The 25,862-nt window shown below is 70.3% G+C and carries 26 protein-coding genes; 17 read left to right on the plus strand and 9 right to left on the minus strand.

Annotation, left to right across the window (positions count from 1 at the left end; translation table 11 throughout):
- The gene (locus ACFW47_RS32965; RefSeq protein ID WP_386308033.1) at positions 1-903 is read left to right on the plus strand and encodes a DUF4231 domain-containing protein; all 903 of its coding nucleotides are present in this window, start codon (positions 1-3) and stop codon (positions 901-903) included.
- A gap of 81 nt (positions 904-984) precedes the next feature.
- On the opposite strand, the gene ACFW47_RS32970 is transcribed toward ACFW47_RS32965, so the two are convergent.
- The 9 genes from ACFW47_RS32970 to ACFW47_RS33010 all read right to left on the minus strand — a co-directional run bounded on the left by ACFW47_RS32970 (position 985) and on the right by ACFW47_RS33010 (position 12,327).
- Positions 985-2,811, minus strand: a complete 1,827-nt coding sequence (locus ACFW47_RS32970) for a hypothetical protein (RefSeq protein ID WP_386308034.1) — start codon at positions 2,809-2,811, stop codon at positions 985-987.
- Positions 2,812-3,156: 345 nt separating this feature from the next.
- Positions 3,157-4,317: a protein kinase gene (locus ACFW47_RS32975; protein ID WP_386308035.1), complete on the minus strand. Its 1,161-nt coding sequence runs from the start codon at positions 4,315-4,317 to the stop codon at positions 3,157-3,159.
- A gap of 112 nt (positions 4,318-4,429) precedes the next feature.
- Entirely contained in the window at positions 4,430-5,266 is an 837-nt protein-coding gene (locus ACFW47_RS32980; RefSeq protein WP_386308036.1) for a DciA family protein, read from the minus strand.
- Positions 5,263-7,902, minus strand: a complete 2,640-nt coding sequence (locus tag ACFW47_RS32985) for a hypothetical protein (protein WP_386308037.1) — start codon at positions 7,900-7,902, stop codon at positions 5,263-5,265. The genes ACFW47_RS32980 and ACFW47_RS32985 overlap by 4 nt, the downstream gene beginning before the upstream one ends.
- Before the next feature lie 947 nt (positions 7,903-8,849).
- On the minus strand, positions 8,850-9,158 hold the full coding sequence (locus tag ACFW47_RS32990; RefSeq protein WP_386308038.1) for a helix-turn-helix transcriptional regulator: 309 nt from the start codon (positions 9,156-9,158) through the stop codon (positions 8,850-8,852).
- Positions 9,159-9,235: 77 nt separating this feature from the next.
- On the minus strand, positions 9,236-9,703 hold the full coding sequence (locus ACFW47_RS32995) for a deaminase (RefSeq protein WP_386308039.1): 468 nt from the start codon (positions 9,701-9,703) through the stop codon (positions 9,236-9,238).
- Positions 9,703-10,386, minus strand: a complete 684-nt coding sequence (locus ACFW47_RS33000; protein ID WP_386308040.1) for a RibD family protein — start codon at positions 10,384-10,386, stop codon at positions 9,703-9,705. The genes ACFW47_RS32995 and ACFW47_RS33000 overlap by 1 nt, the downstream gene beginning before the upstream one ends.
- 21 nt (positions 10,387-10,407) lie before the next feature.
- Positions 10,408-11,841, minus strand: coding sequence for a helix-turn-helix domain-containing protein (locus tag ACFW47_RS33005; protein WP_386308041.1), 1,434 nt, complete (start codon positions 11,839-11,841; stop codon positions 10,408-10,410).
- Positions 11,842-11,994: 153 nt separating this feature from the next.
- Positions 11,995-12,327, minus strand: coding sequence for a GntR family transcriptional regulator (locus ACFW47_RS33010; protein WP_386308042.1), 333 nt, complete (start codon positions 12,325-12,327; stop codon positions 11,995-11,997).
- Between the two features lie 188 nt (positions 12,328-12,515).
- Here ACFW47_RS33010 and ACFW47_RS33015 point away from each other — a divergent pair, with 188 nt between their 5' ends.
- The 16 genes from ACFW47_RS33015 (at position 12,516) to ACFW47_RS33090 (ending at position 25,846) form a co-directional block, all read left to right on the plus strand.
- A complete protein-coding gene (locus ACFW47_RS33015; protein WP_386308043.1) occupies positions 12,516-12,896 on the plus strand; it encodes a hypothetical protein in 381 nt (126 codons plus the stop codon).
- Positions 12,897-13,629: 733 nt separating this feature from the next.
- Complete coding sequence (locus tag ACFW47_RS33020; RefSeq protein WP_386308044.1) at positions 13,630-13,794, plus strand: hypothetical protein; 165 nt, start codon at positions 13,630-13,632, stop codon at positions 13,792-13,794.
- Between the two features lie 82 nt (positions 13,795-13,876).
- Positions 13,877-14,062 carry a hypothetical protein gene (locus ACFW47_RS33025; protein ID WP_386308045.1) on the plus strand — a complete coding sequence of 62 codons (186 nt, stop codon included), beginning with the start codon at positions 13,877-13,879 and terminating at the stop codon, positions 14,060-14,062.
- 160 nt (positions 14,063-14,222) lie between these two features.
- The gene (locus ACFW47_RS33030; RefSeq protein ID WP_386308046.1) at positions 14,223-14,537 is read left to right on the plus strand and encodes a WhiB family transcriptional regulator; all 315 of its coding nucleotides are present in this window, start codon (positions 14,223-14,225) and stop codon (positions 14,535-14,537) included.
- Between the two features lie 120 nt (positions 14,538-14,657).
- Positions 14,658-15,044 (plus strand): hypothetical protein, encoded by a 387-nt coding sequence (locus ACFW47_RS33035; RefSeq protein ID WP_386308047.1) that lies wholly within the window; start codon positions 14,658-14,660, stop codon positions 15,042-15,044.
- Between the two features lie 113 nt (positions 15,045-15,157).
- A complete protein-coding gene (locus ACFW47_RS33040; RefSeq protein ID WP_386308048.1) occupies positions 15,158-15,517 on the plus strand; it encodes a hypothetical protein in 360 nt (119 codons plus the stop codon).
- Between the two features lie 241 nt (positions 15,518-15,758).
- Positions 15,759-17,474, plus strand: coding sequence for a DUF2637 domain-containing protein (locus ACFW47_RS33045; protein WP_386308049.1), 1,716 nt, complete (start codon positions 15,759-15,761; stop codon positions 17,472-17,474).
- Between the two features lie 123 nt (positions 17,475-17,597).
- Complete coding sequence (locus ACFW47_RS33050) at positions 17,598-18,089, plus strand: hypothetical protein (protein WP_386308050.1); 492 nt, start codon at positions 17,598-17,600, stop codon at positions 18,087-18,089.
- Positions 18,086-18,322, plus strand: a complete 237-nt coding sequence (locus tag ACFW47_RS33055; protein WP_386308051.1) for a hypothetical protein — start codon at positions 18,086-18,088, stop codon at positions 18,320-18,322. Before ACFW47_RS33050 ends, ACFW47_RS33055 begins: the two co-directional genes overlap by 4 nt.
- A 150-nt stretch (positions 18,323-18,472) precedes the next feature.
- Positions 18,473-20,692 carry an ATP/GTP-binding protein gene (locus ACFW47_RS33060; protein WP_386308052.1) on the plus strand — a complete coding sequence of 740 codons (2,220 nt, stop codon included), beginning with the start codon at positions 18,473-18,475 and terminating at the stop codon, positions 20,690-20,692.
- Positions 20,693-20,707: 15 nt separating this feature from the next.
- Positions 20,708-21,121 (plus strand): conjugal transfer protein TraB, encoded by a 414-nt coding sequence (locus ACFW47_RS33065; protein ID WP_386308053.1) that lies wholly within the window; start codon positions 20,708-20,710, stop codon positions 21,119-21,121.
- Between the two features lie 80 nt (positions 21,122-21,201).
- Positions 21,202-23,319, plus strand: coding sequence for a chromosome segregation protein ParM (locus ACFW47_RS33070; RefSeq protein WP_386308054.1), 2,118 nt, complete (start codon positions 21,202-21,204; stop codon positions 23,317-23,319).
- Between the two features lie 76 nt (positions 23,320-23,395).
- A complete protein-coding gene (locus tag ACFW47_RS33075) occupies positions 23,396-23,584 on the plus strand; it encodes a hypothetical protein (protein ID WP_199579408.1) in 189 nt (62 codons plus the stop codon).
- A gap of 68 nt (positions 23,585-23,652) precedes the next feature.
- Complete coding sequence (locus ACFW47_RS33080) at positions 23,653-24,198, plus strand: hypothetical protein (RefSeq protein ID WP_386308055.1); 546 nt, start codon at positions 23,653-23,655, stop codon at positions 24,196-24,198.
- A 117-nt stretch (positions 24,199-24,315) separates the two neighbouring features.
- Complete coding sequence (locus ACFW47_RS33085; protein WP_386308056.1) at positions 24,316-25,125, plus strand: hypothetical protein; 810 nt, start codon at positions 24,316-24,318, stop codon at positions 25,123-25,125.
- Between the two features lie 292 nt (positions 25,126-25,417).
- Entirely contained in the window at positions 25,418-25,846 is a 429-nt protein-coding gene (locus ACFW47_RS33090) for an RRQRL motif-containing zinc-binding protein (RefSeq protein ID WP_307018457.1), read from the plus strand.
- The last annotated feature ends 16 nt before the right edge of the window (positions 25,847-25,862 follow it).

Below are 25,862 nucleotides of genomic sequence, written 5' to 3' on the forward strand. Positions count from 1 at the left end.
GTGCCCCGCAGTCTCGATGACGACGCACCCCGCCGTATGAGCAATGCAGAAGAGGTGCTCAGCGCCGAACAGCAGGAGACCGCCGACAACGAACGGACCACACTGCGCAATCTCCGGCAGATCGTGAGGAACATGGAACGGGGCGTGACCCGCCGCAGACGCAGAAGGTTCCACCAGTTCGTGATGCTGCTCATCGCAGCTGCTTCCTTCCTGACTGGTGCGCTCTGGACGGCGCTGTTCTGGGGCTCCCCTTCTGAGTTCGTCCGCGTCGATATCGTCTGTGGCGCGCTGCTGCTGCTGTCCGGGTCAGCAGCTTTCATGGCAGGGAGGAGACAGGGGAGCGTCACCCTGGGCGAACTTGAGGAGGCTTTGGAGACCAACCGTGACTCTCTGCGGTTCTTGAGCGCGCTCTACCACCCGACCGTGAAGGAACGGCGCAGCCTCTACCGGGAGGACGTCGCCGGCGTCATCGAGCAGCACCGGACCGATAGCCGCAAGTACCGGCGCGTCCACAACACGCTGCAGAACCTCATCATGATTGGTTCCGCGTCTACGACGGTCGTCGCGGCTCTGGACACGCGTAACCAGTACACGTGGCAGAACATCACGATCGTGTCCATCGGTTTCACCGTCACAGTGGCAGCCGCTTTCACCGGCTATTACAAGTACCGCGAGCGCAGCTACTTCCTGCTCCAGACCGCTGACGCCATCGAAGAGGAGGCCAATGCCTTCACCCTTGGCGTCGGCCCCTACAGCGACTTCGGCGCGGACCAGGAGCAGCAGGCCCTGAAGCTGTTCACCCAGCGGGTCGAAGAACACCGGAACGAGCAGCGGCGCCGCCAGCAGCAGCTGGACCAGCCTGCCGACCAGGCCGCCCCGTCCGGCCAGCCACCAGCCGCCTGAGGCCGCACAGCGACTCGCGTCAGCGGCCGCGCTCTCGAGGTGGTCGTGCCACCCCGCCACCAACGGGCGGCGGGGCCGCGTTCATCGCTTGTTGTGCTTCGTCCACGGCTGGCGGGGAATCCCGCGGGCTTCCATCTGGGCGACGACCTTGGCGTGCAACTCGCGCAGCGGCTCCAGTTCGGCGGGCAGAGTCAAGGACGCGATGGTGGCGCCCTTACGCCGGGTGAGGCTTGCGGTCAGGTGCCCGTCGGGTGTCTCCCAGAGGCGCACCGTCAGTGTGCTCCGGTTGGCGTGCACGGGGCCGCTGGCGTTCTGCCGCTCGGTGATCATGCGGGTGAGGTTGCCGTAGAGGCGTTGCAGCGGGCCGGCGTCTCTGGGAAGCGGGACGTGCCGGACGGTGGCTTCGGGACGGGTCTGGTGGTCGGCGGCTCGCAGAACTCCGTAGTGGTCTTTCCACACCCACACCGGGACCGTATGCGCCGCAGGTTTGTTCGCAGCACCGCTCGGGGCGGTGTCCGGTTTCGCCGGTGTCGTGCTCTGGTCGGTGGGGTGCGCCTGAGCCGCGGGGACGACACCCTTGCGGGCGTTTTCGGAGCGTCGCACCCATCCTTCGACTTCGTGGCGGTGGGATGCGGAGAGGTGCTTGCCTGCCTTGGCGGCGTTCTCGGCAAGGTTCTGCGCGTGCCTGTGCAGCGTCGCCTTCGACATGTGGCGCCGGTTGCGATATCGAAGGTCATAAAGAACGCGGCGTACCGTGTCCGCAGCGACTCGCGCGACCCAGTCCGGCGTCTGTCGCTTCTCGCGTTGTGCCTCTGCCGCTTCCCGTGCCCGGGTGCGAGCGGCGATGAAGGAGGCGGCGACACCGGCGATGCGGTTCTCGTCGTCGGTGCGCTCGTGCGCTTGAGTCGCGTTGACGCGGGTCAGCAGTTCGCGGGCCTCCGTGACGTGTGCTTCGGCCACGGCCTGGTCCAGACGCTGGAACAGCTCGCGCCGGACGTCGGCTTGTCCCTGAAGCCACAGGTGCGCCTCCCGTACGGCGTCGTCGAGTTCGGCTCGCCTTACCGCGCTCACGCCGCTCAGGTCGGCTATGTCGTTGCAAACCCGGGTCACGATGACGACGGCGTCGACTTTGCGTGCGTTGGCCAGCTGGCGCAGCAGCACCTTTGCGCGAGTGTCGGCGTCCGGTTGCTTCTTGGGCTTCGTCGCAGGCCAGCGTGATGGCGGGGTGGCGGTACGGGAGCGGATGATGCGTTCCACAGCCGGGGTCGTCAGGCCGCGCTCGGTCATGTAGCAGTCGTCCAGCGTGAACCATTCGGTGTCCCGGGCGAAGGCCTCGGTGCCGATACGAACCCGCCGCGCGGTGCCGTCGCTGTCGAGCCGGATCCGGTGCACGTACCAGCGGCGGATCAGGATGTCGCGGTCGACGGGAACAGTCTGGGCGAGCACGGGCTCGAGGCCGGTGTCCCATGCCGGAGGCACTGCGTGGTCCAGGTGTACGCGCAGGGCGCCACGTGACCAATGGACGTCGACGACGGAGCCGAGTGGCGCGCCTTCGGGACGGGCGTAGTCGAAGTGAGCGTCCTCGCCGCTGGCGTCGAGCCAAGCTGCGGCCGCCGATTTCACGTACAGGTGATCGGCGCTGTTCACGCCGCGGGCATGGCGGCCGCAGGCGTGCGGCAGACCGTCCGGATCCGCGTAGTGCGCGAAATGGCAGACCTTGTCGGTGTAGAGCTTCGTGGTCAGCTGCCCGCCGCATCCTCCGAGCAGCGTGCCGCACCAGAAGGTGTGTCCCTCATAATGCCGTAGGAAGGCATCCAACTCGATGGCCTCCATTGGCAGCATGAGCGGCTCGTCCGAGTCCGGACCGCCCAGCACCGCTGTCTGGATTCGCCGTCTGTCTGTAGCCACGCGCTCCCCCTCTTGCCGCCCCACCTCAGATTTTCACCAGTGAGGTTCGCCAGCCAGGGCCGGCCGAGTCTCCTGAGTGCCGTCGCGACGCACGACGGTGATGTCTGAGGCCGGCGGCCGGTCGTACGACGGGAGCTCCAGTGCAGCAACGTAGGACTGCCGCTTCGGGCCGGGCCACTGACGATGCTTCGGCATACCCGGCAGCGTAGCCACCCGTCCCTGCGGGCGGCAGGGTGCGAACTGCCCATGCTCCAGGCGGGATTCAGCCGAACGCGCCCGCTCGCTGGCCCTCATGCTGTCCCGTGCGACCGACGCCCCGCGGCTCGATGCCAGGTCGGTTGGGCGTCATCCCTCGATCCGTACAACGACGAAGAGGTCCCCCGCCTCGCCGCCGTTCCTTCCCGGCCAGCCCAGTCCTTTCAGGCGTAGGCGCTGCCCCGCTTTTACCCCCGGGGGGATCCGGATCCTGTGGGTTGTTTCTGCGGAAGCCTCACCGGTTCCCTGGCAGGACTCACACCCCTCTGCGCCGCCCGCGCCAGGCTCAGGGGCACAGACCGGGCAGGGCGCTCGGTCTGCCAGAAGAATGTGCGTGACCGCGCCGAAGGCTGCGATGCGGGGGCTGACGGCGGAGCGGACATATCTGTCCAGCCCACGGTTCGGCAGGCCCTCGTCGAAGTACCGCCGGTCGATTTCGCGGAGGGCCAGCATCACCTGGAAGGCGTCGGCAGGGCGCTCATCAGGATTCTTGGCCAGGAGCCGTTCAACAAGGCTGACCAGGGCAGGCGGAGTGGAGAGCCGTCGCGTGATCAGGGGAGGCGGCTGTTCGTTGAGGTGCTGGTTGATCAGGTGCCAGGAGTTCCCGGTGAAGGGCTGGTGCCCGGTGAGCATCTCGTAGAGCACGCACCCGAGCGAGTACAGGTCGGAGCGGTGGTCGAACGTGCCGTTGAAGCACTCGGGTGCCATGTAGGCCGGGGTGCCGATCAGGACGCCGCTGGTGGTGATGTCGTGCCGTTCGTCGCTGCTCTTGGTGATGCCGAAGTCGACCACCGTCGCCTGGCCGTTGGGACGGAGGATGATGTTGGACGGCTTGATGTCCCGGTGGGTCAGGCCTGCGCCGTGTGCGGTGCCCAGGGCGTCGGCGATGCAGATGGCCGTGCGCACGGCATCGGGCAGAGGCAGCCGGCCGTCCTTCAATACGGCGCTGAGGGGCTTGCCGCGAAGCAGCTCCATCACCAGATAGGCGTGCAACCGTCCGTCGTGCATTGCGGAGCCGAAGTCGTGGACGGTGACGATGTGCGGATGGGACAGGCTGCCAGCGACCGCAGCTTCGCGGGCAAAGCGGGCCGACTGCTGGCTGCTGTCCGCGCTGCCGTCGCCAGTGAGGACCTTGACGGCCACCAGTCGGTCGACCTTGGGGTCGTGCGCCTTCCAGACCTGCCCGAAACCGCCCGCACCGATCGCCTCGATCAGCTGGTAGCGGCCGTCCAGCACGGTCCCTGCCTGCACGACTCCCCCTCTCGGTACGCACCGCGACGCACGGTGTACCAGGCGTGTACCCGTCACGCTACGCCGGGACAACCACCTGGGACAGGGGAGTGCTGATCTACCGCGTTTCGGCTCAGGCCGTGGTTCGCAAAGCAGCTGGCGGGCCGATGGCTGGCGTCCCGGCTTCCCGCGCCACACGCTCTTGCCGAGCCCGGCGCAGCGCGGCGGCCTCGGTCGCCGCGGCCTGGCGGCGGCGCTGGGCGCGGGCCTGGTCCATCGGGGCCGGCGCATCGTCCGCGACGACGTCGGGTTCGGGGAACGCCCGACGGCTGAGTGCCCGCATCGCGGCGGTCTGCCGCTCCGCCGCCTCCGCGATAGCGGGGTCGGCCAGAGACGGCCGGGCGGCCTGGCGGTGCGCCTCGATCGCACGGCGGTAGCCCTCCGGGGGCATCCGGCGTTCCACCGGCACGGCGGGCGCAGTCGGCTGCGGGGCCGGGGCGGCGGCCGCCGGGGCGGGGCCGGCCTTCGCGGGCGCGGGCGCCAGGACGTGAACGGTGCGGACGTTCGCGCCGGACACCTTCTCGTTGGCCGCCGCGATCAGCTTCGGTGCACTCCAGCGCAGCTGCGTGCCGTACGCGGGCGCGTCGGGGGCGACGTCCAGGCGGCCGGTGTCCGCGTCGAAGCCCACGGCCTGGACGTGCCCGGCGAGCTCGGGCGCGGCCGCAGCGAGGATGTCGTCGAACTGGGCGAGGACGCTGCCGCCGGCGGCCGGGGCGACCATGCCGCGCTCGGTCATCATCATGCCGATCGCCGCACCGAGCCCGAGCGGCTCACGGCCGTCACGCCGTACGACGGTGCCGGTGCGCCGCTTCGCCTTCTTCGTCTGGGTGGCGCCGTTCTTCTTCGCCGCCTCCCTCGCCGCGACCAGGGCCTGGCGCGCGAGGTCGACCCCGCTCGGCTCGGCACTCACGCGATCACCGCCCCGGCAGCCTCGCCGTCCAGCGAGCGCGCGGCGAGCTCCGGCAGCCGGTCCGTCCACGGCGCAGCCGCAGCCAGCTCGGTGCGGGCGGCGGCCTGCCCGCGCACCTGCTCCAGCCGCGTCGCCAGCAGGTACTCGGCCACACGCTCCCGGGCCGCGTCGGCGGCCTTCGTCGCGGCGGCGACGGCGTCCGCGCCAGTCGGGTTGTACTGGAACCACGGGCGGCCCTGCTCCGCCTTGTACGCCCGCCGGGCCTCGGCTTCGGCCTCCTCGGTCCGGCCCAGCATCGCCAGCGCGGTGTCCTGGAACTCCTGGACGGCCTGCTGCGCGGTCTGGAACGCGGTGAACGCGTACGCGTCCTTCGCTACCTCCGGGTTGGCCTCCAGCATGGCGACGTCGGTGATCTGCAAGAACTCCTGCCATGCGGCGGCGATGCTGCTGCCGATGGCCGTCCGGGCCCCGGCAGTGGCGGCCGCGACGTTGCCCGGGTCGGTCAGGTCGGCGGAGCCGGCCGCCGCGAGGAGACCGGCCTCACCGATCAGGGTCTCGGTCTGACGGCGGTGGTCGCACGCCTCGCACAGCCCGGCCGCCTGGTCCCGCCCGCAGTCCTCGCACGGCAGGGCCTGACGCACCGCTTCGGCGGCCGCCGCCTCCTGGCGCTCGCGCTCCGCCCGCTCCGCCGCTGCCGCACGGACCGCAGCGCGCCGGGCCTTCTCCGCGCGGGCCTGCTCCTGCCGCCACACGAGGTCCTCCGCCTCGGCAGCAGCGTGCTCACGCAGCCGCTCCTCGAGGACACGCCGCCGCTCGCTGTCGGACAGGCCGGGCAGCTCCCGGTCGATGTCCGCGCCGATCCGCGCACGGCGAGCCCGGCGGAGGTGGATGACGTTGCCGCAGTTCTCGCAGTCCTCCCCGGTGTCCAGCCGAACTCCGTCGTCGCACTTGCGGTGCGAGCACGCCTGCCGCTGGGGCAGACCCCGCCGGATCAGCCACGGGAACGGCTTGTCGACCCGGGCCTCGCCGCCGGTCTCCTCCAGGCGGTCGGTGAGCCGGTCGGCCAGCAGCCGCGGCGCACCCTCCGGCGCCACGCCCAGGCCCGCCAGCTGCGCCAGCTCCGCCTTGGCCGCCGCTTCCACCTGGTCCTGCTGCCAGCCGGACAGCCGCTCCCACAGCCACGAGACCGGCCCCAGAGCCACCCGCAGACGAAGATCAGCCGGAAGGCCCACCCGCCTCTGCCGCTGCGCCTTTTCCCACCCCACGGCCTTCGGCCGGCCACCGGCACCAGCCCCGGCAGCACGCTGCCCATCACGCTCATCGACCGCGGACTCCTTCGGCTGTTCCCCGCGAAGCGGGCCGTCCCCGGCCACCGACGACCCGGTCCCGGCGATGCCGGTCTCGCTGTCGACGGCCTGGTCCTCGCGCACGCACACGCGCTCCGGCCGACGGCCTTCACCCCCACGGCCTTCGCCGGAAAAACCACAATCAAGCTGCGGAGGAACTACGGGAGTAACCACAGAAGCGTGATCTGCGTGGAGCTCTGCACCATCGGGACGCTCCTGATCCGCCCCATCCCCGGCCTCCTCAGCACCCCCGATCCCAGACGTACCAAGGGCACCAGCAGCACCGGCCGGACCATGATCTCCGCACGCACCATCGGGACGCGCTGAAAACACCGACACGGCCCCCGAAACAGCCTCCACAGGGGCCAGGGTGCGGCCGTACGCGCGGGCGACCGGCAGCAGCATGACCTTGCCCCGGCCGTTCATCCGCGTCGACGTCGTCTTCCGCTGCCGCGCGACGACACCGGCCTCCGTCAGCCGCGCCAGCACCTTCCGGGCACCCGAGGGCGAGCAGCCCAGCAGCCGGGCCAGCGTCGCCGCCCCACGCCCCTCACGCTTCTTCACCGAGCCGCCGCACAGCTGCAGCCAGCCCGACGCCCGCGTGTTCAGCACCATCAGCAGCAGCCCGAGCCGGTCGGTCGCCGCCCCCTTGCCCCTGCGGCCAGCCAGCAGCCCCGGCGGCGTCGGCTCCTTGTCCTCCGGTGTCCAGCCGGGCCCGAACAACGCCTCACACAGACGCAGAAGCGTCGCCAGCTCCGCCTTCGTCAACGCCAGCGGGTGCGCGGCCCCGCCACTCTTACGTGCGTTCCACAGCGGCATGACCAGGCAGTCCAACCCGGTCGGGTGCCCCTTCGCGTTCCGCACCACCTGCGTGTGCAGCGCGTCCGTGCCACGCAGCACGGGCAGCACCTTGTGGTGGACCGTGGACTCCTTCATGCCCAGCCAGCGGCCCAGCTCCGAACCCCAGATCGAGGTCTGGTTGTCGTTCTTCTCGCCCTTGGGCGCCCGCGACTTCGCGTACAACACCACTGCGGCCAGCTTCGGAGCGTCCTTCAGCCCGGCGATCGACGGGTCCGCCAGCAGCGCCTGGACCGCGTCACGCAGCCGCAGCCGCATCGCGCGACCGAGGCGCAGCGGGTCGTCCAGGTCGCCGTCGCCCATCTGCCCGGAGGCCGGCACCGAGCGCAGCACGTTCCGCTGCCCGGGAAGCCGGAGCTCGTCGACGGAGTCGTCGAAGACTGCCCAAAGGGGGTGGTCCAGCACGGCGGCCGACGCCGCGACCGTGCTCATCGGCCCACCGCCGTGACCACAGCGGCGGACTCCGCGAGGACCGAGGTCATCTTCGTCATCGGGCCGGTGTACACGCCAAAGCGGACACCCCCCTGAGGAGCCGGAACACGCGATTCGTCATCCACCCGCAGACCCTGCACCGGGCGGCCTGTGGACAGAGGACGCAGAGCCCCGATCACCTCCGGCGCTCCCGCCCGGCGGGCAACAATCTTGGAAACCGTCCCGCCACACGGGAAGCCGCCCCTACGGGCGCCACCGTCGACGGAGTTGTTGAAGACCTCCGCCAGGGGGTGCATGAGCAGAGCAGCCGATGCCGCGACCGAGACCTTGGAGGCCGCTCCGAAACCGCTGCTCTTGTAGCTTCCTACCGGAAATCCAACTTCCGGTACGAACCGCGCAAAGGTGGGCGAACTGTACGCCGATCCCGTCACACGGGGCGACCGCCGCGCCTGAACTGGGGTGAAACGGACAGGGTCGAGCTGACAGGGGGACACCACTTCGGGCACTATGAGAAACACCTGCTCTCCATATAGCTGGACCGACCCGAGCCCCTCCGGGCTGGGCCTGGCCAGATGTGCGGATGAGTTGGGTTGAGCCCCCTCCGGGAGGAGCGGGCGGCCGGACGAAGAACCAGAGGCGAGTCCTCTCTCCTTTGCGTGATTCGAACGGATGTTCCAAAGCCCTTGGCGGGGCCGCGGAACGGTGGCGGAGCCCCCTGGCAGGGGCCCCGTGTAACGCAAGTGCAGAAACCCCCTGGCAGGGGTCCTGCGATTTGGCCCGTGAGGGCCGCTATGAGATGAGCAGCTCAATGAGCTGCAGTTCAGAACCGGCTGGCACCGGGATCTGAACACCCGCGCTGGAGGGATCCAGACGGTAGACGGGTCGCGCGAGGCCGAGACGGAGGGTGGGCAACCCTCTTCCGGCGCGCGCGGCCGGTGGCGGCTACGTCACCCCGACCCCCTTGATTCCGAGGCTGGCGTCGGCATGCCCTCATCCGCCTTCGCGACCTCGGGGAAACGCTCCGCGAGTCGCTTGAGCAGGTGAATGTAGGCATCGCGCTGCGGGCGCCGGGGGTTGCTCTTCCCCAGCTCCCACCGCACAACGGCGAGGCGCTTCACGCCTACCGCGTCCGCGACGTCCTGCTGCGTGAGGTTCGCAGCGAGACGCAGCTGCGCGCGCACGCGCGGCGGCGGGAGGACGTCATCCAGGCCGTCCAGCAGGGCATCGACCTGCTTCAAGCGGTCCGGGTCGGTCATAGCGCAGCCTCTCAAGATCGATCGATCTCTGAAACATACACTATTTGATCTCCGGCGGGGCCCGGATACCCGCGCCATCATGCGAAGTCCCCCAGGTGGGCGTTGGCAGCCTTCGCGGCAGCCGTCAGCTCGGGCAGTTCTACGACCGTCACCCCGGCTTCCACTAGCTGCTCGTAGCCGACGCAGTCGTCGACGAACAGGCTCGGTTCGCGCCAGGCAATGACGACGCGCGGGATGCCAGCCTCGAGGATCCGCTGTGTGCACGGCGTCCGGGAGGCGCTGCGCTGGGAGCAGGGCTCCAGCGTGCTGTAGATAGTGGCCTCCGCCAGTCGCGTGTCGTCCTGGGAGAGTTGGGCGAGGGCGACTTCCTCCGCGTGTTCGCGGGGACCGGTCGCGCGGGAGTAGCCTGACGCCAGCTCGGTGCCGTCCTCGCCGACGATGACCGCCCCGACCGAGTAGGCGCCGGCGGCCGGAGGGCACAGCGCGGCGAGGTCGATCGCACGCTGTATCCAGCGCAGGTCCTGGCCTCGGTCGGGTGCGTACATCAGGCGGTGCGCTCCTTCGGGGCGTAGCGGACGAAGACCACGTCGTCGATCGCGCGGACCTCAAGCACCTTCATCCGGGCAGTCGATCCGCCGGGGTAGTCGGCGGTGCCCAGGAAGCGCGCCGCCTCCGGCTGACCCACCAGCAGCGGCGCGATGGCCAGGTGCACCTCGTCGGCCAGGTCCGCGGCCATGAGTTGGGTGTGGATCGTGCCGCCGCCCTCCACCATGAGCCGGCCGATGCCACGTCGCCCGAGTTCGTCGAGGACCAGACCCCAGTCGAACTCCGGCCCGACGCTGATGACGTCGGCGAGGTCACCGAGCGTGGCGCGCACCTTCTCCACCGCGTCATCGACGGTGACGACCAGCTTCTCGCCGCCGTGGTGCCAGAAGTTGAGGTCGGCGGAGAGGTCACCGGTCCGAGTGACCGTGACCTTGAGCGGATAGGCCGGCTTGCCCTCGGCGACGCGCTGAGCCCGGCGCTCCTCGCTGTTGACCAGGAGGCGCGGGTTGTCCTTCCGCATGGTCGTCGCGCCGATGAGGATGGCGTCGGACTCCGCACGGACCTGGTCGACACGGTCGAAGTCGGCCGCGTTGGACAGGCGCAGCCGCTCGGGGCTGGCGTCGTCCAGGTAGCCGTCGACCGACATGGCGGCGGAGAGGATGACGTACGGGCGTGTGGTCATGGAAGTAGTGATCCGTTTCTCTCAGGCTTCGTGGGCGAGGACGGCGTCGAAGTTTTCACGGAAGGCGGACACCTCCGGCTGGCGCTGCCACGGGATCAGCGCCTGATCGAGGCGGATGAGCTCGCGCATGATCCGGCCGGATCCGGTGTCGTTGGCGACCGTCAGGGCTTGGAGGCCGACTGCGGCGGCTTCCTCGGGTGCACCTGCACCGGCGTGAGCGACCGCCGCGCGCGCCATATATACGCCTCGGTCCCGGTGGTAGCCCTCCGGCAGAGTCTTGATGGCGTTGGTGAAGATCTCCGCGGCTTCAGTGTGCTTCCCCAGAACCTCCAGCCCCTGCGCGCGGTGGACATCGACGTACTGCTCGTTCAGCCACACGCCCCAGGGAGTCGCGTCACTCGACACCCGGTCGAGAGCGTTGCGGACGTCATCGATGGCGCGCTCGCTGTCGGAAGACTCGCCTCGCAGCGCGTGGCCGTAGGACTCGTAAGTCCGGGCCACCGCGGCGAGACGGCTGCGCGGCCGGGCCATGCGTTGTGCCGCCTCAGCCAGGTCGACGACGTCCACCAGGTCGCGCTTCTCTCCGGCGAGCTGGGCTTTGCGAGCCATGACGTAGGAGGTCAGGTCACTGTCGCCGACGGTGTGGCTCCACTGGAAGGCGCGGTCGAGCCAGAACTCCGCGCGGTCGAAGTCACCGAGGTCCTGGTAGAGCCAGGAGGCGAATTCTGCGTACTGGGTCTGGAGCTCCATCAGGGCTTGCCGGTCGACGCCCTGGGTGTCGCGGCGCAGGGTCTTGATGCGCTCGATGTTCTCGCGCACGACTTTGATGGCGGTCGACGGTCCGAGCAGGTTGTCGTTGTCGATCAGCAGTCGGCGAGCGCGCTTGAAGTGCTCGATGGGCGTGGCGCTGTAGGCGGCTGCGGACCGTGCGGGCAGCTTCAGGCCCGGTACGACTTCTGCGTCCGCGACTGCCGGCGTGCTCACGCCGAACGCAGCCGCAGCACCGATGCCGACCCCACCACGTAGCAGGTCACGTCGATCGAGCGCCACGAATACCACCGATCCATCCCGTAGACGAGCGGGGACAAAGGTCCCCTCATGATCAGACGCTGCCTGCTGGGCACCAGCTATGGCCAGCCCGATCGACGCTTCGGATACATGGGGTGCCGAAACGGATACACGCCCCGGGGCGGATACAGACGGATTGATGCGCTCCCAGAGGTCGACCAGGACGCCGCCGGCCCGGAGCAACGAGTCGACCAGTTCGACCTCTGCCCTGTCTTTCGGCGGCCGCTCGCCGTTCTCCCATTTCTGCAGCTTGGAGTGCGACATGAACGCCTTCTCGGCTAGACCGCGCAGGGAGTAGCGCCGCGCTTCTCGGAACTCCCGGAGCGTGTAGCCGAAGCGGTGCACGGGTGACTGATCAGGCGTCAACACCTTCGGCCGCTGGCCCACTTGGTGCCCCCTTCATGTCTTCACTCGGTGTATCCGGCGGCTGGATACACGGTCGATCTAGAACTCGCTCTGTGGCTGGGCCTACAACTTTGCTAACGAAGTTGAACCCGACCCGGAGGGGCGAACATGCAGAACGTGACGCAGGTAAGGACGTCAGTCGCTGCGCCCCTTCTCGATCTTTTCGAGACGTGCGGAAAGGTCGGCGACCTGCTCCTCAAGTCTCTTGAGAGCGCGAGCTGTCGCGTCCTCGGTGGTGTCGCTGGCGGTCTCGGTGACGAACGATCCGCGCCCTTGGTGGGAGTAGACCAGTCCGGCTGTCCGCAGTTCAGTCAGTGCACGCTGGACGGTGCCCGGCGCAACGCCGTACTCGTCGGCCAGCTCCCGAGTGCTCGGCAACTTCGTACCGGCTGTCCATCGGCCCGAGCGGATCTTGTCCCGTACATCCTGAACGATTCGCTGGTATGGCTGCACGGCCTCGTTGCTCATGAGCGACATCGTAGGTCGACCCCCTCGACATAGCTAGCTTCCATAGCTTCATCAACGAACCACTTGACACGCCCCGAACTGTATCAGCTAAGTTAGGTATGCCGACAAGGTGAGCAGGGCGGCAAAGAGCCCCACCTGCCACATCCCGGGATCACGCAGAGCCCGAACATCGAAGGGAGCTCCACCCCATGAACACCACCAGCCGCCCCACCGCCGGCCTCGCCACCGAGTGCTTCGACACTGAGACGCTCGCGCTCCTGGAGGCGGTGGAGGTGCCGCTCCCCGACTTCGCCAGCCTGGACCTGGACGTCGCCTTCGGCACGCCGCTGGAGATGTACGAGGCCGGCTCCCTGCCCCACGAGCGGCTGGACGGCCTGGACATCACCGCCGCTGTTGCCGCGATCGAGGCCCGCGAGAACCGAATGCTCGCCGCCCGCGACATCGTCGCCACCGACCCGACCGCCACCGAGCTGGTGCGCGAGCGCCTGGTCGACGTGCTCCTCCCCTACGCCACGCAGCTGCGCATCACGCCGCCGACCGCCGCGGCGCCCCTGCCGCTCGCGGCCTGACCACTGCCCTTCGGCTCTGACGGCTCCCATCGTCGCCACCTCGAGTGGCGGCGGTCGAAGCGGCCAGATTCACCGACCGCCCAGCGCCCGGAAAAGCCGCACCAGCACCACGTGGCTGGACCGGGGAGTGACCGTTCCTTGAGAACCGAAGACGCGAAAGCCGGTGTGACGACTGCCGCCCCTGACCAGGCAACTGGCCGGGTGTTGCGCGTAAGGGTGAACCGGGCCTCAGTCCTTGCGGGACTGGTGACTGACGCGTCAGAAGGGCACGACCGGAGCCAGAATCCCGGTCACCGTGAACGGCGGTACGAGGCGGGGAAGTGAGAGCGACCCTTCTTCGTGCCACGGAGCGGCAGCAAGGCAGACCACGGTCTGTTTCGGCTGTCGCGTGGGCCGAGCGATCACCCTCCCCCGCAGCACCTTGTGGCGGTAGCGCGACGACAGCCCCCAGCCGGTAAGCGGAACATCGCACGACCCGGCGGGTGAGCCAGTGGTCGCGGGCACTCCACCTCCCGGTCGAAAGGTGGTCAGCGCGGAAGGCAGAAGGCCGCGCACCGCAACACCAAGCACTTCGCAGCCCCGCGCTGCCCAGTCGCCCGCCGCTTGGCCCTCGGGTCGGTCGGTGGGCGGTGGAGAGCGCGGTGGACACCGGCTCTACCAAACGCGACAGCCCCAGGGATCGGACCCCCGGGGCTGTCCAGGACCTGACTCGGAGGACCTGATGCGACACAGCATGACACGCACCGCGCCGCAGCCGCGGGCCGGGATCATCGACGACATCGAGCGCGAGGACGACTCCAAGGGTTACGAGCCCGAGGACATCGCCCGCGTCAACGTCGCCCTGGTCCTCGTTGCCACCGCCGCGCCGGCACTGGCCGGTTGGGAGGTGGCGGCGTGATCACCAGCCTCACCGACGCCGAACGCGAGGCGCTCTCGCAGAAGAACAGGGAGCAGAACCAGCGGTCGGAGGCCAACCGCCGATGAGCGCCCGACCGACCGACGACCTGTTCGTCCGCTACATGCGCGCGTTCCAGGACTCCACCGAGCACACCGCCGACTGCCCGGCCTGCCAGGGCGAGACGCCGTGTGCGGACGGGGTGCCGATCCACGAGCGGTTCGCCCGTCTCCAGGACGCCTACACCGCACGACAGAAGCAGCAGCGCTGACTCCGGCCCTGCCCGTCGTCCCCGCCCTCCCTGGGCGGGGCCGGCGGAGAGCGCCGGGAGCTCCCGCCCGCTCCGGCCGTCCGGCCGCCACAACACGCGACAGCCCCGGGGTGGCCGCCCCGGGGCTGACTTCTTGCTCTGGACCTTCTGGGAGGCCCTGATGAATCGCGAGTCCATCGTACGCACCAGCTTCGCCCCCTCCGTCGACCTGCCGGTCAACACCAACTGGCGCGAGGACGGCGCCTGCACGCGGGAGGACCCCGAGCTGTTCTTCCCCATCGGCAACACCGGCCCGGCGCTGCTCCAGATCGAGGAAGCCAAGGCCGTCTGCCGCCGCTGCCCCGTGATGGAGACCTGCCTCCAGTGGGCGATGGAGCACGGCGAGGACGCCGGCGTCTGGGGAGGCCTCAGCGAGGACGAACGCCGCTCCATGAAGCGCCGTGCCGCCCGCCAGCGGGCCCGCAACGCCTCCTGATCCGTTCTGGCGGCTGCCTGATCCGCCCGTCCCGGCCCGCTGCCACCGCGACGGCCGGGTCGGGCGGTGACGGGGAGCCGGACAGCCCGGACCACGCCCCTGCGACGACGGGAGATCTTGATGGCCTTCGACATGAGCAAGTTCGGTGGCGGCCGCTGGGTCAAGACCCACCCGAACAATGTCCACACCCACGGCTCGACCGAGCCGATCTTGAGCATCCTCGACGTGCGCGGTTTCGCGCTGCACGACCTCTTCCTGATCGGCATCAACGACTCCTGCGGTTCGATCGTCCTGCCCAGCGAGTCCCGCGCCGAGAATGCCGCCGCTGCCCTGGAGCCCGCCTACGAGACTCGGGTGCACCTGATGGGCCGCCGGGACGGCGAAGACGTGTGGGCGACCGACTACACCCGCCGCGCACTGGACGGCACCACGCTGTCCGCGTTCATCACCGATCTGACTCTCAAGGACGGACGCCAGGTCATCAAGAACGGCCGCTGGGTCCGCTGACGATCCGTTCTGGTGGCTGCCTGATCCGCTCGCACCGGCCGCTGCACCACGGCGGCCGGGACGGGCGGTGACGGGGAGCCGGACAGCCCGGACCACAGTCGAGGGAGGCCCACATGGCCACGACGATGACCCCGCTCCAGCCCGGCACGGAAGCCGCCGCCAAGGCCGCCGCGTTCGCGATCTTCGGCAGCGACATCCCGCCGATCGACCCCGACGACTACAACGGCAGCTGGCGCATCACCCTCCACGTCATCGCGGAGGAGTGGGTGGGCGAGGGCCGCTTCGAGCAGCACGCCGCCCGCACCGCGACCGCCCTCAACGAACTGCTCGCCGTCCAGGAGCAGCACGGCGTCGGTTCGCCCCAGGCGCTCACCGCGGGCGCCGCGCTCCAGCCGCTGATCGAGCGGTGCCGCCACTTCGGCATCTCCACCGACGACCTCCGCCGGCACGGCGCGCAGTTCCCCGAGAGCTGATTTCGTTCCCGCCCGGCGGGAGCGGCAGACAGTTTCGGGTCCGCCCGGCAGCGCTCCCCCGCATCGGCCGCCCACTCCTCGGGAGGCCGGCCTTTTCGTGCGCCTGGAGCGGGTAGAGCCGGTGCCAGTTTCGTGATCAACCGTCCGCACCGACCGCCGTTTCGGGAACGCACCCCCCGCGTTTCGGGAGCACCGGCCGCCGTTTCGACCCCACCCTGAACGACCCCTTCCGGAGGCCCCCATGACGATCACTGACATGCCGCAGACCGCGGCTCCCGACACCCCCGCTTCGCACCCGCCGGGCCGCGCTTCGGGCGCACCCGAGAAGGTTTCGGGTACGGCTCGGGGCGTTTCGAGCCCGGACAAGCGGAAGACGATCAAGCCCACCCGCGACCGGCTGATGACTGCCCTGTCCCTCGTCGCCGCGATCGGCGGAACGCTGGTCGGCGTCATCGGCTTCGCGATGTCCTACAGCACCCTGGCCAAGGTCGCCCTGAGCTGGGGATTCAGCAAGGAACTGGCCCCCTGGTTCCCGGTCGGCGTCGACGCCAGCATCATCGCGTTCCTCGCGCTGGACCTGTACCTGATCCGCAAGGGCACCCCGTGGCCGCTCCTGCGGATGGCCGCGCACGCCATGACCGGCGCGACGATCTGGTTCAACGCCAGCTCACAGGGCCACATCGGCACCGACCCGGTCCAGGCCGCCAGCCACGGCGTCATGCCGATCCTGTTCGTGATCGGCGTCGAGGCCGCCCGCCGCCTGATCATCCAAAAGGCCAGGCTGGAGGCGGGAACGGTCACCGACCGGATCCCGCTGCACCGCTGGATCCTCTCCCCCATCGCCACCCCGGTCTTCTACCGCCGGATGCGGCTGCACAACGTCACCTCCTACCCGGAGATGATCCGGCGCCAGCAGGAGCTCATCGGCTACGAGCAGTGGCTCAAGCGCAAGTACGACGGCGACCTCGGCAAGGCCACCGAGGACGAACTGCTGCCGATGAAGATGGCCGCCCACGGCTACACCGTCGCGCAGGCCCTCGCGATGCCTGAGCAGCAGGAACGTGCCGCTGAGGCCCGCGCGGAGGAGGCGGAGCGCCGGCGCCTGGACGCGGAGACGCGCCGGGAGCTCGCGCGCAAGAAGGCCGAAGCCGACCGGCTGGAGGCGGAGGGCCAGCTCGAGGCCGTCCGCGCCCGGGTGGAGGGCGAGACCGGCCAGGCCCGCGCGCACGCCCGAGCCCAGGTCAGCGCCGCAGAGCGGGCCGCTGAGCTGGAGGAGGCCGCACTGGAGACGGCCGTCATCAAGGAGGCCCGCGCCCGCGAGGCGGAGGCGGAGCGCAAGGAGGCCCAGGAGCGCGAGGCCAAGGCCGCCGCGGACGTCCGCGCGGCGGAGCTGGAGCGCCAGGCGGCGGAGAAGCGGAGGCTCGCGGCGGAGGCCGACCGGGTCGCCGCGGCGGAGGCTCAGGCCATCGAGACGGCGGAGATCGCGGAGGCCCGGCAGCGTGCTGCCGAAGCCGATCGGGTCGCCGCCGAAACGGAGCGGGCCGCTGCCGAAACCCGCCGCCGCGCCGCCGAAGCCGACCGGCTCGCGGCGGAGGAGAACGAGCGCAAGGCGACCGCCGACGCGAACACGCAGGCGGCCCGCAAGCGTGAAGCCGAAACCGAGTACGCCGCTGCCGAAGCCCGGCTCGCCGCTGCCGAAGTCGAGCGGCGCGCGGTCGAAATCGAGGACGAGGCGAAGCTGACCTCGAGGCAGCGCGCGGTCCGCAAGGTCGCCCGCCTGGCCCTCGCGGCCGGCCTCCTCCCCGACGGCCTGGCGTACGACGACATCCAGCACGAACTGTGCGAGCGGATCTCCATCGCCGACGTCCAGCGCGAGTTCGACGTGTCGTCCACGGACACCGCCTCCAAGTACCGCCAGGAGGCCGTCGCGCTGCTCGCCGGCGGCTACCGCCCCTGATCCACCGTCCGGCACACACCAGTGAGGGCCAGCCCGCGGGATTCGGGCTGGCCCCCGCTGCGACTGCCGGAAGCAGTCAACAGCCCCCCGAGTACAGCAGATCCGACCCCCACGGAGGACCCCGTGAGCACCGAAGACAAGCCCTTCTTCGACGACCCGAACGCGGCGCTGCGCGAGATCGCGCAGAACCCCGCCGCCTACGCGCACTACCTCGCGGACTTCAACAGGGTCGTGCTGGACATGCAGGCCAAGCTGGAGATCCTCCAGCGCGAGACCCGCCTGCACTGCCGCAAGACCCGCGTGGAGGGAGACAAGTGGGGCCAGGCATTCCTGCGCTCCTTCCCGGTGGAAAAGTCCCTGAACGACGTTCTCAACGACCTCAAGAGCATTAGTTCCGGGCTGGAAAAGAGCGCCCATAGGCGCCACGCCCACGACGAAAAGGTGGAAGAGGTCAGGAAAAACCGAAATGAAAAGGCCCAGCTCAAGGCGCGTAAGAACAACCCGCCGCTCCAGGCCGCGCCGGAAAACACGGGGCAGCAGGGTGCGCAGAGCCCGAATATGGGCTATGGTGGTCCCACGTCGATTTACAACCTGGACCGCAGGGAGTCGGCGTGAGTGCCGGTCGCCCGCTCACGAGAGCAGAGCGGAAGGACTTCAACCGTGCGGAACACGAGCGGAAAATCAAGAAAGAACTGATCGCTCAGCACGGCGAAGACCTCGGCAGCTTCTACTACTGGCTTCGGGTTGTGAATATCCGAGGCACGCAGGCGTATCGCGCAGGGAACACGGACTTCATCCGTGAGGTCGCGCTCGCCCTGAGCAACGTCTACAGCCGTCACGGCCGCTAGCTCCCGCGTCCCACACGAAGGGCCGTCTCCGATTCCGGGGACGGCCCTTCGGCGGTTCCAACGCGTGCCGCGCGTGACGCGTACCGCGCGTGGCGCGCACGCGTGTACGCGAGGCCGGTGCCGACTGTCAAGCCCAGGAGGAGGGGTCGCGTGTCCGACGACACCGACAGCAACGTGATCAGCCTCCCCAGCCGGGGCGGCGATTCCGGTGGAATGCCGGACGCTCCCGACGGCGGGGATCTCTTTTATCGCGAACCGCCCGACAGTGACTCGGGCGATGTCGTCCCTCCGGAGGCTCCGGCGGAGACGACAATGGAACTCCCGGCTATTCGCGGACCTATTTCCCCGGAAACCGCTTTGCGGGAAACGGGAATGCCCGACGCGCCGGATCCCGACGACGGAGAATACGAGGAAGGCGAATACGAGCAGCCTCGTTCTCTCGCCGATCGCCTCGGTGACTGGCTGGAATACCGGCTGGAAGTGGCGCGGGACCGGCACGCCGGGGAAGCGCCCTTCCGTGAGGCTGAAATAGCGCGTAAGGCTGCGCTTCTGGAAGCCCGCACCGCTCAGGAAACCGCGATGATGGAGCAGAACGCCAAGCTCCACGCCGCACAGATGAAATCGAAGGCCGACAAGGCGGCGGCGCGCGGCAAGGCCGACGCGGCGCGGTCCTCCAGCTCCGGCATGGGCGCCGACAAGGGCGGCCGCTCGAAGGCCGGCGGCGGGGGCGGCTCACGCGGAGGCGGCGGCAACTCCGGCGGCTCAGGCCGGGGCGGTACCGGCGGCGGCCGGGGCTCGGGAACGAACGGGTCCGGCGGCACCGGTCGCGGCTCCGGGAGCGGCAACTCCCCCAAGGGCACCGGGAAGGGCTCTGATCGGTCCGCTGGCGGCCGTGGAGGCGGTTCCAAGGGCAATGAGTCGTCCGGGGGCTCCAAAGGCCGCCAGAACGGCTCTGGAGGCTCCGGCGCGGGCAAGTCCGGCACAGGCAAGGGCAGTTCAGGTGGCTCGGGCAAGAACGGCTCGGGCAACTCGGGCTCCGGCAAGGGCGGCTCGAAGGGCGACGGCGGCAGGACGCAGAACTCGCCGGCCTCGAGCCCCCGGGCCGAACGGGCCCGCGGCCGCCAGGAGCGCGCCGCCGCCCGGCAGGCCGCCCGGCAGCAGCGGCGCAGCGCCAACCAGGCCGCCAACCTCGCCGACCGCAGCAAGGACCGCGACCAGGACCGCGCCGCCAACCAGGCGGCGCGCGAGGAACGCCGCAGGGCGAAAGCCGAGCGGAAGGCCGCGAGGAAGGCGAAGCGGGAGGCCGCCAAGGCTGCCGACGACCGCACCACCCTCGGTGCGGCCGTGACGGAGGAAGCGCAGCGCCGCTGGGACAAACGCCGCGGAGCCGAGAAGGACAAGCCCGCGAAGGACGACAAGACCAAGGACTCCACCGGCGACAAGGACGCCAAGGACTCCGAGGCAACGACCAAGAGAATGCCCAAGAGCGGCCCTGAAACGGCCTCTGACGGCCCGAAGGACGACTCCGCGACCAAGGAGCCGGACGACGGCACGAAAGGCGGCGAGAAGCCGTCTGACAGCCCCGGCGACAAGGACGCGAAGGACGGCCCCGGAACGGACGACAGCGCCGACAGCCGCTCCTTCAAGGAAAAGATCAAGGACTTCTTCACCAAGCCCGAAGAGGACACCACCCCGCCCGAGGCGGAGGAGCCCTCCCGGCTTCGGCCCGAAGACCTGAAGGTCACGGTGGACCGCCCCGGTGGCCCCACCCGCTCCCCGAAGCCCGAACAGGCTGAGGAAGAGATCCCGGACGCGGTCATCGTCGACGACCCGTCCGACCCCTTCGGAGCCACCGTCACGAGCACGGCGAGCCTCCCCCGGGCCCCGGAGCCCCACACCCAGCGCCCCGGAACCAGCCGACCCACCGCACAGGAGGACCCCGTGGCATCGGAGGTCAGCAGGCCCACCTCGGGCCAGACCGGCATGGCGGCCAAGCACCGCACCGACATCACCTTCGGCGAGTATCTGATGGAGATCGTGAACATCGCGATCGCCGCCGCACTCGACAAGGACCGAGCCCAGGACCTGGCCGTCGCGCTGCGCAAGGTCGCCGACGCCCTGCGGGACATGGCGGCCGACCTGGTCGGCGACCACAACATCGCCACCGAGGTCGTCGACCAGATCACGGACCTGGCCGACGCCGCGGACCGCATGAAGCAGCTCGCCGAACGGTGCGCCACCGAGTGCGAGATCGCCTCGGAGGCCGCACGGATCGCCGCCATGTCGGTCGGCCGTGTCTACGGCGAGGACGTCCAGGCCATGGACGACGCGGGCCTGACCCACGCCTCCTCCGCCGCCCACCACGACTAGGAAGGAGGTCTGCCGATGAGCGACCTCGCGCCCACCACCGGCGGCGCCGCCGCCCGGACGGACGGCGACAACCGGTACAAGGCCGTCCAGCAGAAGCTCAAGACCCTGGGCACCGCGATGGAGCTGGCAGGCAACGAGCTCGAGCAGCTGCTGCGCGGCATGCGGCAGAACGCCCAGCGCGCAGAGGGCCTGGCCGTCGACATCGCCAACGCCGAACTGGACCGCAAGTTCATCGAGATGACCAACCAGGTCGCCGTCGCCCTGGGCGGCGCCGCCGTGGAGGTCCAGAAGCTCCACGCCACGGCGCAGGAGGTGTCCGGCCTGGCCACGGACGCGCGGCGTACACACGCGCGGCTGTACGAGGGCCTGGACACCGTCCGCTCCGGCCGCAAGGAACGCACCCCCAAGCCGGGGTTCTTCGCCCGCTGACCCCGCCTCTTCGAAAACCCCTGATGGGCGGCCCGCCACCGACGGCGGGCCGCCCATCATCACTCCCGAAGGAGAACCCCGTGTCCGTGCCGCGCAGCGTCGCCCTGGAGCGCACCCTCTACACCCTGGCCGCCCCGGTCCTCGCCGCGGCCCCGAACATCGCCCCCGACAGCCCCGTCAACACGGTCGTGCAGCTGGCGGGCGCCGCCGGCGTCGGCGGTTGGGTCCTGGCGTACAAGAGCGACGAGTCCGGTGCGGGACGCAAGTTCCTGCGCTGGTCGCCGCTGGTGCTCGCCGCCGCCGTCGACGTCGCCGCCAAGAACACCATCGGCTGGGGCCCCTACTGCCTGGACGCCCTGCTCGCCGCCGGGTGGGCGGCGGCCGGCCTGCTGGTGATGCCGTTCTCCCGGCACACCCGCCGCCGTCACCGGCCCGCGCTCGCCGCCCCGGCCCCCGCCCCGCAGCTCCAGCCCGCCCCCGAGCCGTCCCCGGCGCAGCCGGACGACGGCGCCGACGCCTTCACCCGGCAGGTCCGCTGGCTGTGGGAGAACCGCGGCATGCCCGGCCGCACCATCGTCGTCAAGGCCACCCCGCACGACGGCATGCCCAACGACCTCACGCTGCTGCTGCGCGCCTCCGAGGCCGGCCGGGCCATCTCCGGTCTCAGGGAGGACGACGTCGCCGCCGCGTTCAGCGTCGACGTCACCGACGTGACCATCAAGGAGGTCGTCCGGCAGTACGGGCGCGAGGGCGGCCCCGCCTGGCGGGAGGTCCACGTCACCCCCGACGCGAACGACCGGCGCCGCAAGACCCCCACCACCCACGAGTGGTGGGCCGACCGCATCGCGAGCGGCCCGGTCCCCGGCTCGGAGTTCGTCAAGAAGGTCCGCGACAAGGAGCGCAAGGTCACCCACTACATCGCCCAGGTCCCCGACGAGATGGGCGAGCCGCGCGTCAACCAGCACGCCCTGGCGGCCGCGCTGAAGACCAAGTACGACGAAGGCCGGCTGTTCGTCACCGTCGACGGCAGCCAGGTCCTGGTCTCCCTGTGGGACAGCTCGCCGCTCGCACAGGTCTTCCCCGCCACGAGGGAGCTGCTCACCCCCGACAAGGACGGCCGGTGGGTGACCGGCTACCTCGGCAACGGCCAGCCCGCCCGCAACCGCGTCTACACCGACCGGGGCGCAGCCCACGGCCTGTTCGTCGCCCCCTCCGGCGGCGGCAAGACCCAGCTGATGGGCCTGCACGTCGCGGCCGACGCCCTGTTCGGCGCCGTGGTCATGCTGGCCACCGAAGCCCCGGACGAGAAGACCGCCGCGCTGGGCAAGCACACCGCCCGCTACGGCGTCGGCGCGCTCTACATGATCCGCCTCCTGCGGGTCCTGAACGCGCTCATGGAGATCCGCGGCGAGATGCCGTGGGAAGACGGCCAGGTCCACGAATGGGACCCCACCCGGCCGGGCTGCCCCTACCGGATGCTCTCCGCCTACCTCGATGAGTTCCTCTCCGCCGCCCGCAACGGCGACTACGGCGCGGAGATCATGGACCTCGCGGAGCTGGTCTCGGTCAAGGGCCGCAAGTACGCGGTCGGCATCAAGGTGGCCGGCCAGTCCATCTACGTCCAGGACGGGTTCACGCAGCTGCTGTGCGAGAACCTGCGCGAGAACTGCATCCCGGTCGTCCTCAAGGTCGCGCCGAAGAAGGTCGGCGACATGTTCAAGGCCCTGGGCATCCCGCCCGAGCACATCCCCGACCCGCTCCCCCGCTCCTTCTCCCCGGCCGAGGCCGGCCGGATCGAGCGCGTGATGCGCGGCGAGCCCGAGCCGCCGGCCGACTCCAACACCGGCGGCGCGGGCTGGATCGTGGAAGGAACGCAGCCGGACGTCCTGCGCACGCTGTTCATGGACTTCAAGGCCGGTATCGACGAGTTCTTCCCCGACACCGTCGCCACCCTGACCGACTACGAGATCCGCGAGCTCGAAGCGCGGGGCCTGTGGTTCGACTGGACCGAGCCGCCCCGGCCCGGCGAGTTCGGTGACGAGCCGGGCGACGGCGAGGACGGCGAGGACGACGGCGCTCCCAAGAAGGGCGGCGGTGGCGGCCCGCGCCGCGGCGGCGGAAAGTCCGCCACGCGCCGCGAAGCCGTCACCTCTCCCCGCCAGGCGCTGGAGGCCATCAAGAACCTCTCCGGCGTCTGACCCACCCCGCACCCCAACCCGCAGGGCCCGGCCGCACCGGCCGGGCCCTGCTCACACCTGGAAGGACACACCGCCCGTGGCCGTATCGATCTCCGCCGTCGTCCTGCTCGGCATCGTCGTCTTCGTCCTCATCCGGGGCGGCTCCGTACGCCTCGGACCGGCCCTGGCCTGCGGCCTGTTCGGCTTCTTCCTCGCCTCCACCGGCGCCGCACCGCTCATCACCGACGCGATCGGCACCGTCACCGGCTGGATCTCCAGCATCTGAAACCGCCCCGGCCGCCGGCGTCGAAGGCGCCACCCCGCCCGCGCCTTCGACGCCTCCAGGGAGCACCGATGCCTCAGACCCACCCCGCCATAGACCAGGCCACCATGACCACCGCGCCGCCTGCGCCGCCGACGGCGCTGTCCCTCGAGGAACGCCTGACGTTCATCAAAGCGGCGATGAGCGTGAGGCTGGACGAAGCGAAGGTCGCCTACGAGGTCAACACGGCGCACATCGAGACCGACCCCGTGGACCTGGCCGACGTCGTCACCGTTCCGCTGACCCCGACGCTCCAGCCGCCCCCGGAGTCCTACCCGACCCCGGTCGCGGCCCTTCTGCAGCGCGCCCATCATCGGTTGCTCACCGGCGGCTGGTGCAAGGACGCCCTGGTCGACGAGGACGGCGCCCGCTGCATGCTCGGGGCCATCCGAGCCGAGGCCCGCGGCGACAGCGGCCTGGAAGCCGACGCGGCCGCCGTGCTCCTGGACGCGATCCGCCGCAAGTTCGGCGACGACGTCGACTCCGTGCCGTCCTTCAACGACGCGCACGGATCGGCCCGCACCCCGCTCCGCATGGTCGACCAGGCCGCCGGCCTCGCCGACGCCCGCGGCCTCTAACCCCTGCTCCGGACCACCTGCCTCGCACCCGAACCCTCGCGGTCGGGTGCGGGCCAGGCCGCCCGGCCTGCGCACCACCGCCCATCACACCAACCCGAGCCAGGGAGTCGCCCCGCCATGCAGTCCGACGACAAGCCCGTCAACGGCCAGCCCATCAACGGTCAGGACAACCCGAGCTTCCTCGACCTGTTCAGCCAGACGCCCCCGCCGCCCGACGAGAAGGACTGGCCCCGCCCTCCGAAGCGTTTCGCCGGGCTGCGCGAAGCGTGGGACGCGTCCTGGAAGCAGGGCGGCTTCCTGTACGAGCGGTGGGAGGACGTCCGGCACGCGCGGTTCGCGGGCTGGCACGGGATGGCCAACTGGATCAAGGCGGTGCTCAGCCTGGCCAGCGTCTGCGCGTTCATCATCGTGCTGGACGCCGCCGGCGACATCGTCTCCGCCGTGGCCCACCGGATCGCCACCGCGACCCCGGAGACGCAGTTGGCGACCGAGACCTCCAACAGCTTCTGGGCAGTGATCGACACCCCGATCCGCTCCTACATCGCCCAGCACACCGGCGGTCTCGCCGTCAGCGGATCCGCCGTCTACGCCTTCTGGCAGGCGGTCGGCCTGTTCGGCCTGGTCGGCGGCTTCTTCCACAGCACCGGCGCCCGCATCACCTACAGCCTCTGGGGAGCGGCAAGCGTCGGCATGGTGTGGTCCGCCTCCCCCGCCGACGGCCGCACCGTCGCCACCGGGATCGCCGTCCTCGCCTGGACCATCGCCTCCGTCTTCGCCCTGCGCGGCCTGAGCCTGCGACCGGTCATCCACACCGCCTTCCAGCCCCACATCGACATCCGCCCCGAGGTCCACGTCCCGCCGCAGCCCGTCCCCGTCCACGACGACCTGGACGACGAACCCGACAACGTCCACCCCCTCCAGCGCTGACACGGCACTGCTCCGCACCCGCAGCACCCCGCTGAGACCTGACGCCCTGCCTGGCCCTCGCCCGCCCGTACCCCGGGCGGGCGAGGGCTGGACAGGCCGCCCGGCCACCAACTCCCGCGCCCCGCCGACGCACCGACGTCAGCGGGGCGCGGTGATACCCACCCAACCGCTGGAGGAGATCACTCGTGCTCATCCCCCGCCCGCGCCGCCGGATCGGACGGCCCCGCCCGCAGCGTCCCGGCCCCCGCTACCCGCTCCCCCAGCGTCGACTTCCCGGTACCTGGAGCAGGTGATGGCCGACCAGGACGAGGACCTGGTCGACGTCGACCCGTACGACCCCGGCGACGGCTCCTTACCGGTCTTCCGCTGGAAGCAGGCCGGACGCGAAAACCTCGCAACCCGCCGCCAGTTGCGGGAGATGGGACTGCGCCCCGGCGGACACGAACCCGTCGCACGGATCGAATGCCGCGGCGGGAAGCGGTGGGCGTGGCTGTACCGGATCGACCTGGCGAAGCCGAAGCTCGCGATGACGCTCGCGAAGGAAGCCGCGCTCGACAAGGCGATGGCTGCTCGCCAGACGTGTCCCGGCCCCTGTGGCCGGCGCTATTTCCACTGTCTCCCTCTGAAGACCTTGGGGTCCTGCTTGGAGTGCTTCGACGGCACGCCCGCCGACCCCGCCTCCTACGTCGCTCCCCCGGCCAAGCACCTGCTGGCCGCCTGATCCGAGAGGACACCAG

The sequence above is a fragment of the Streptomyces sp. NPDC058796 genome, from assembly GCF_042745235.1.
Classification (GTDB): domain Bacteria; phylum Actinomycetota; class Actinomycetes; order Streptomycetales; family Streptomycetaceae; genus Streptomyces.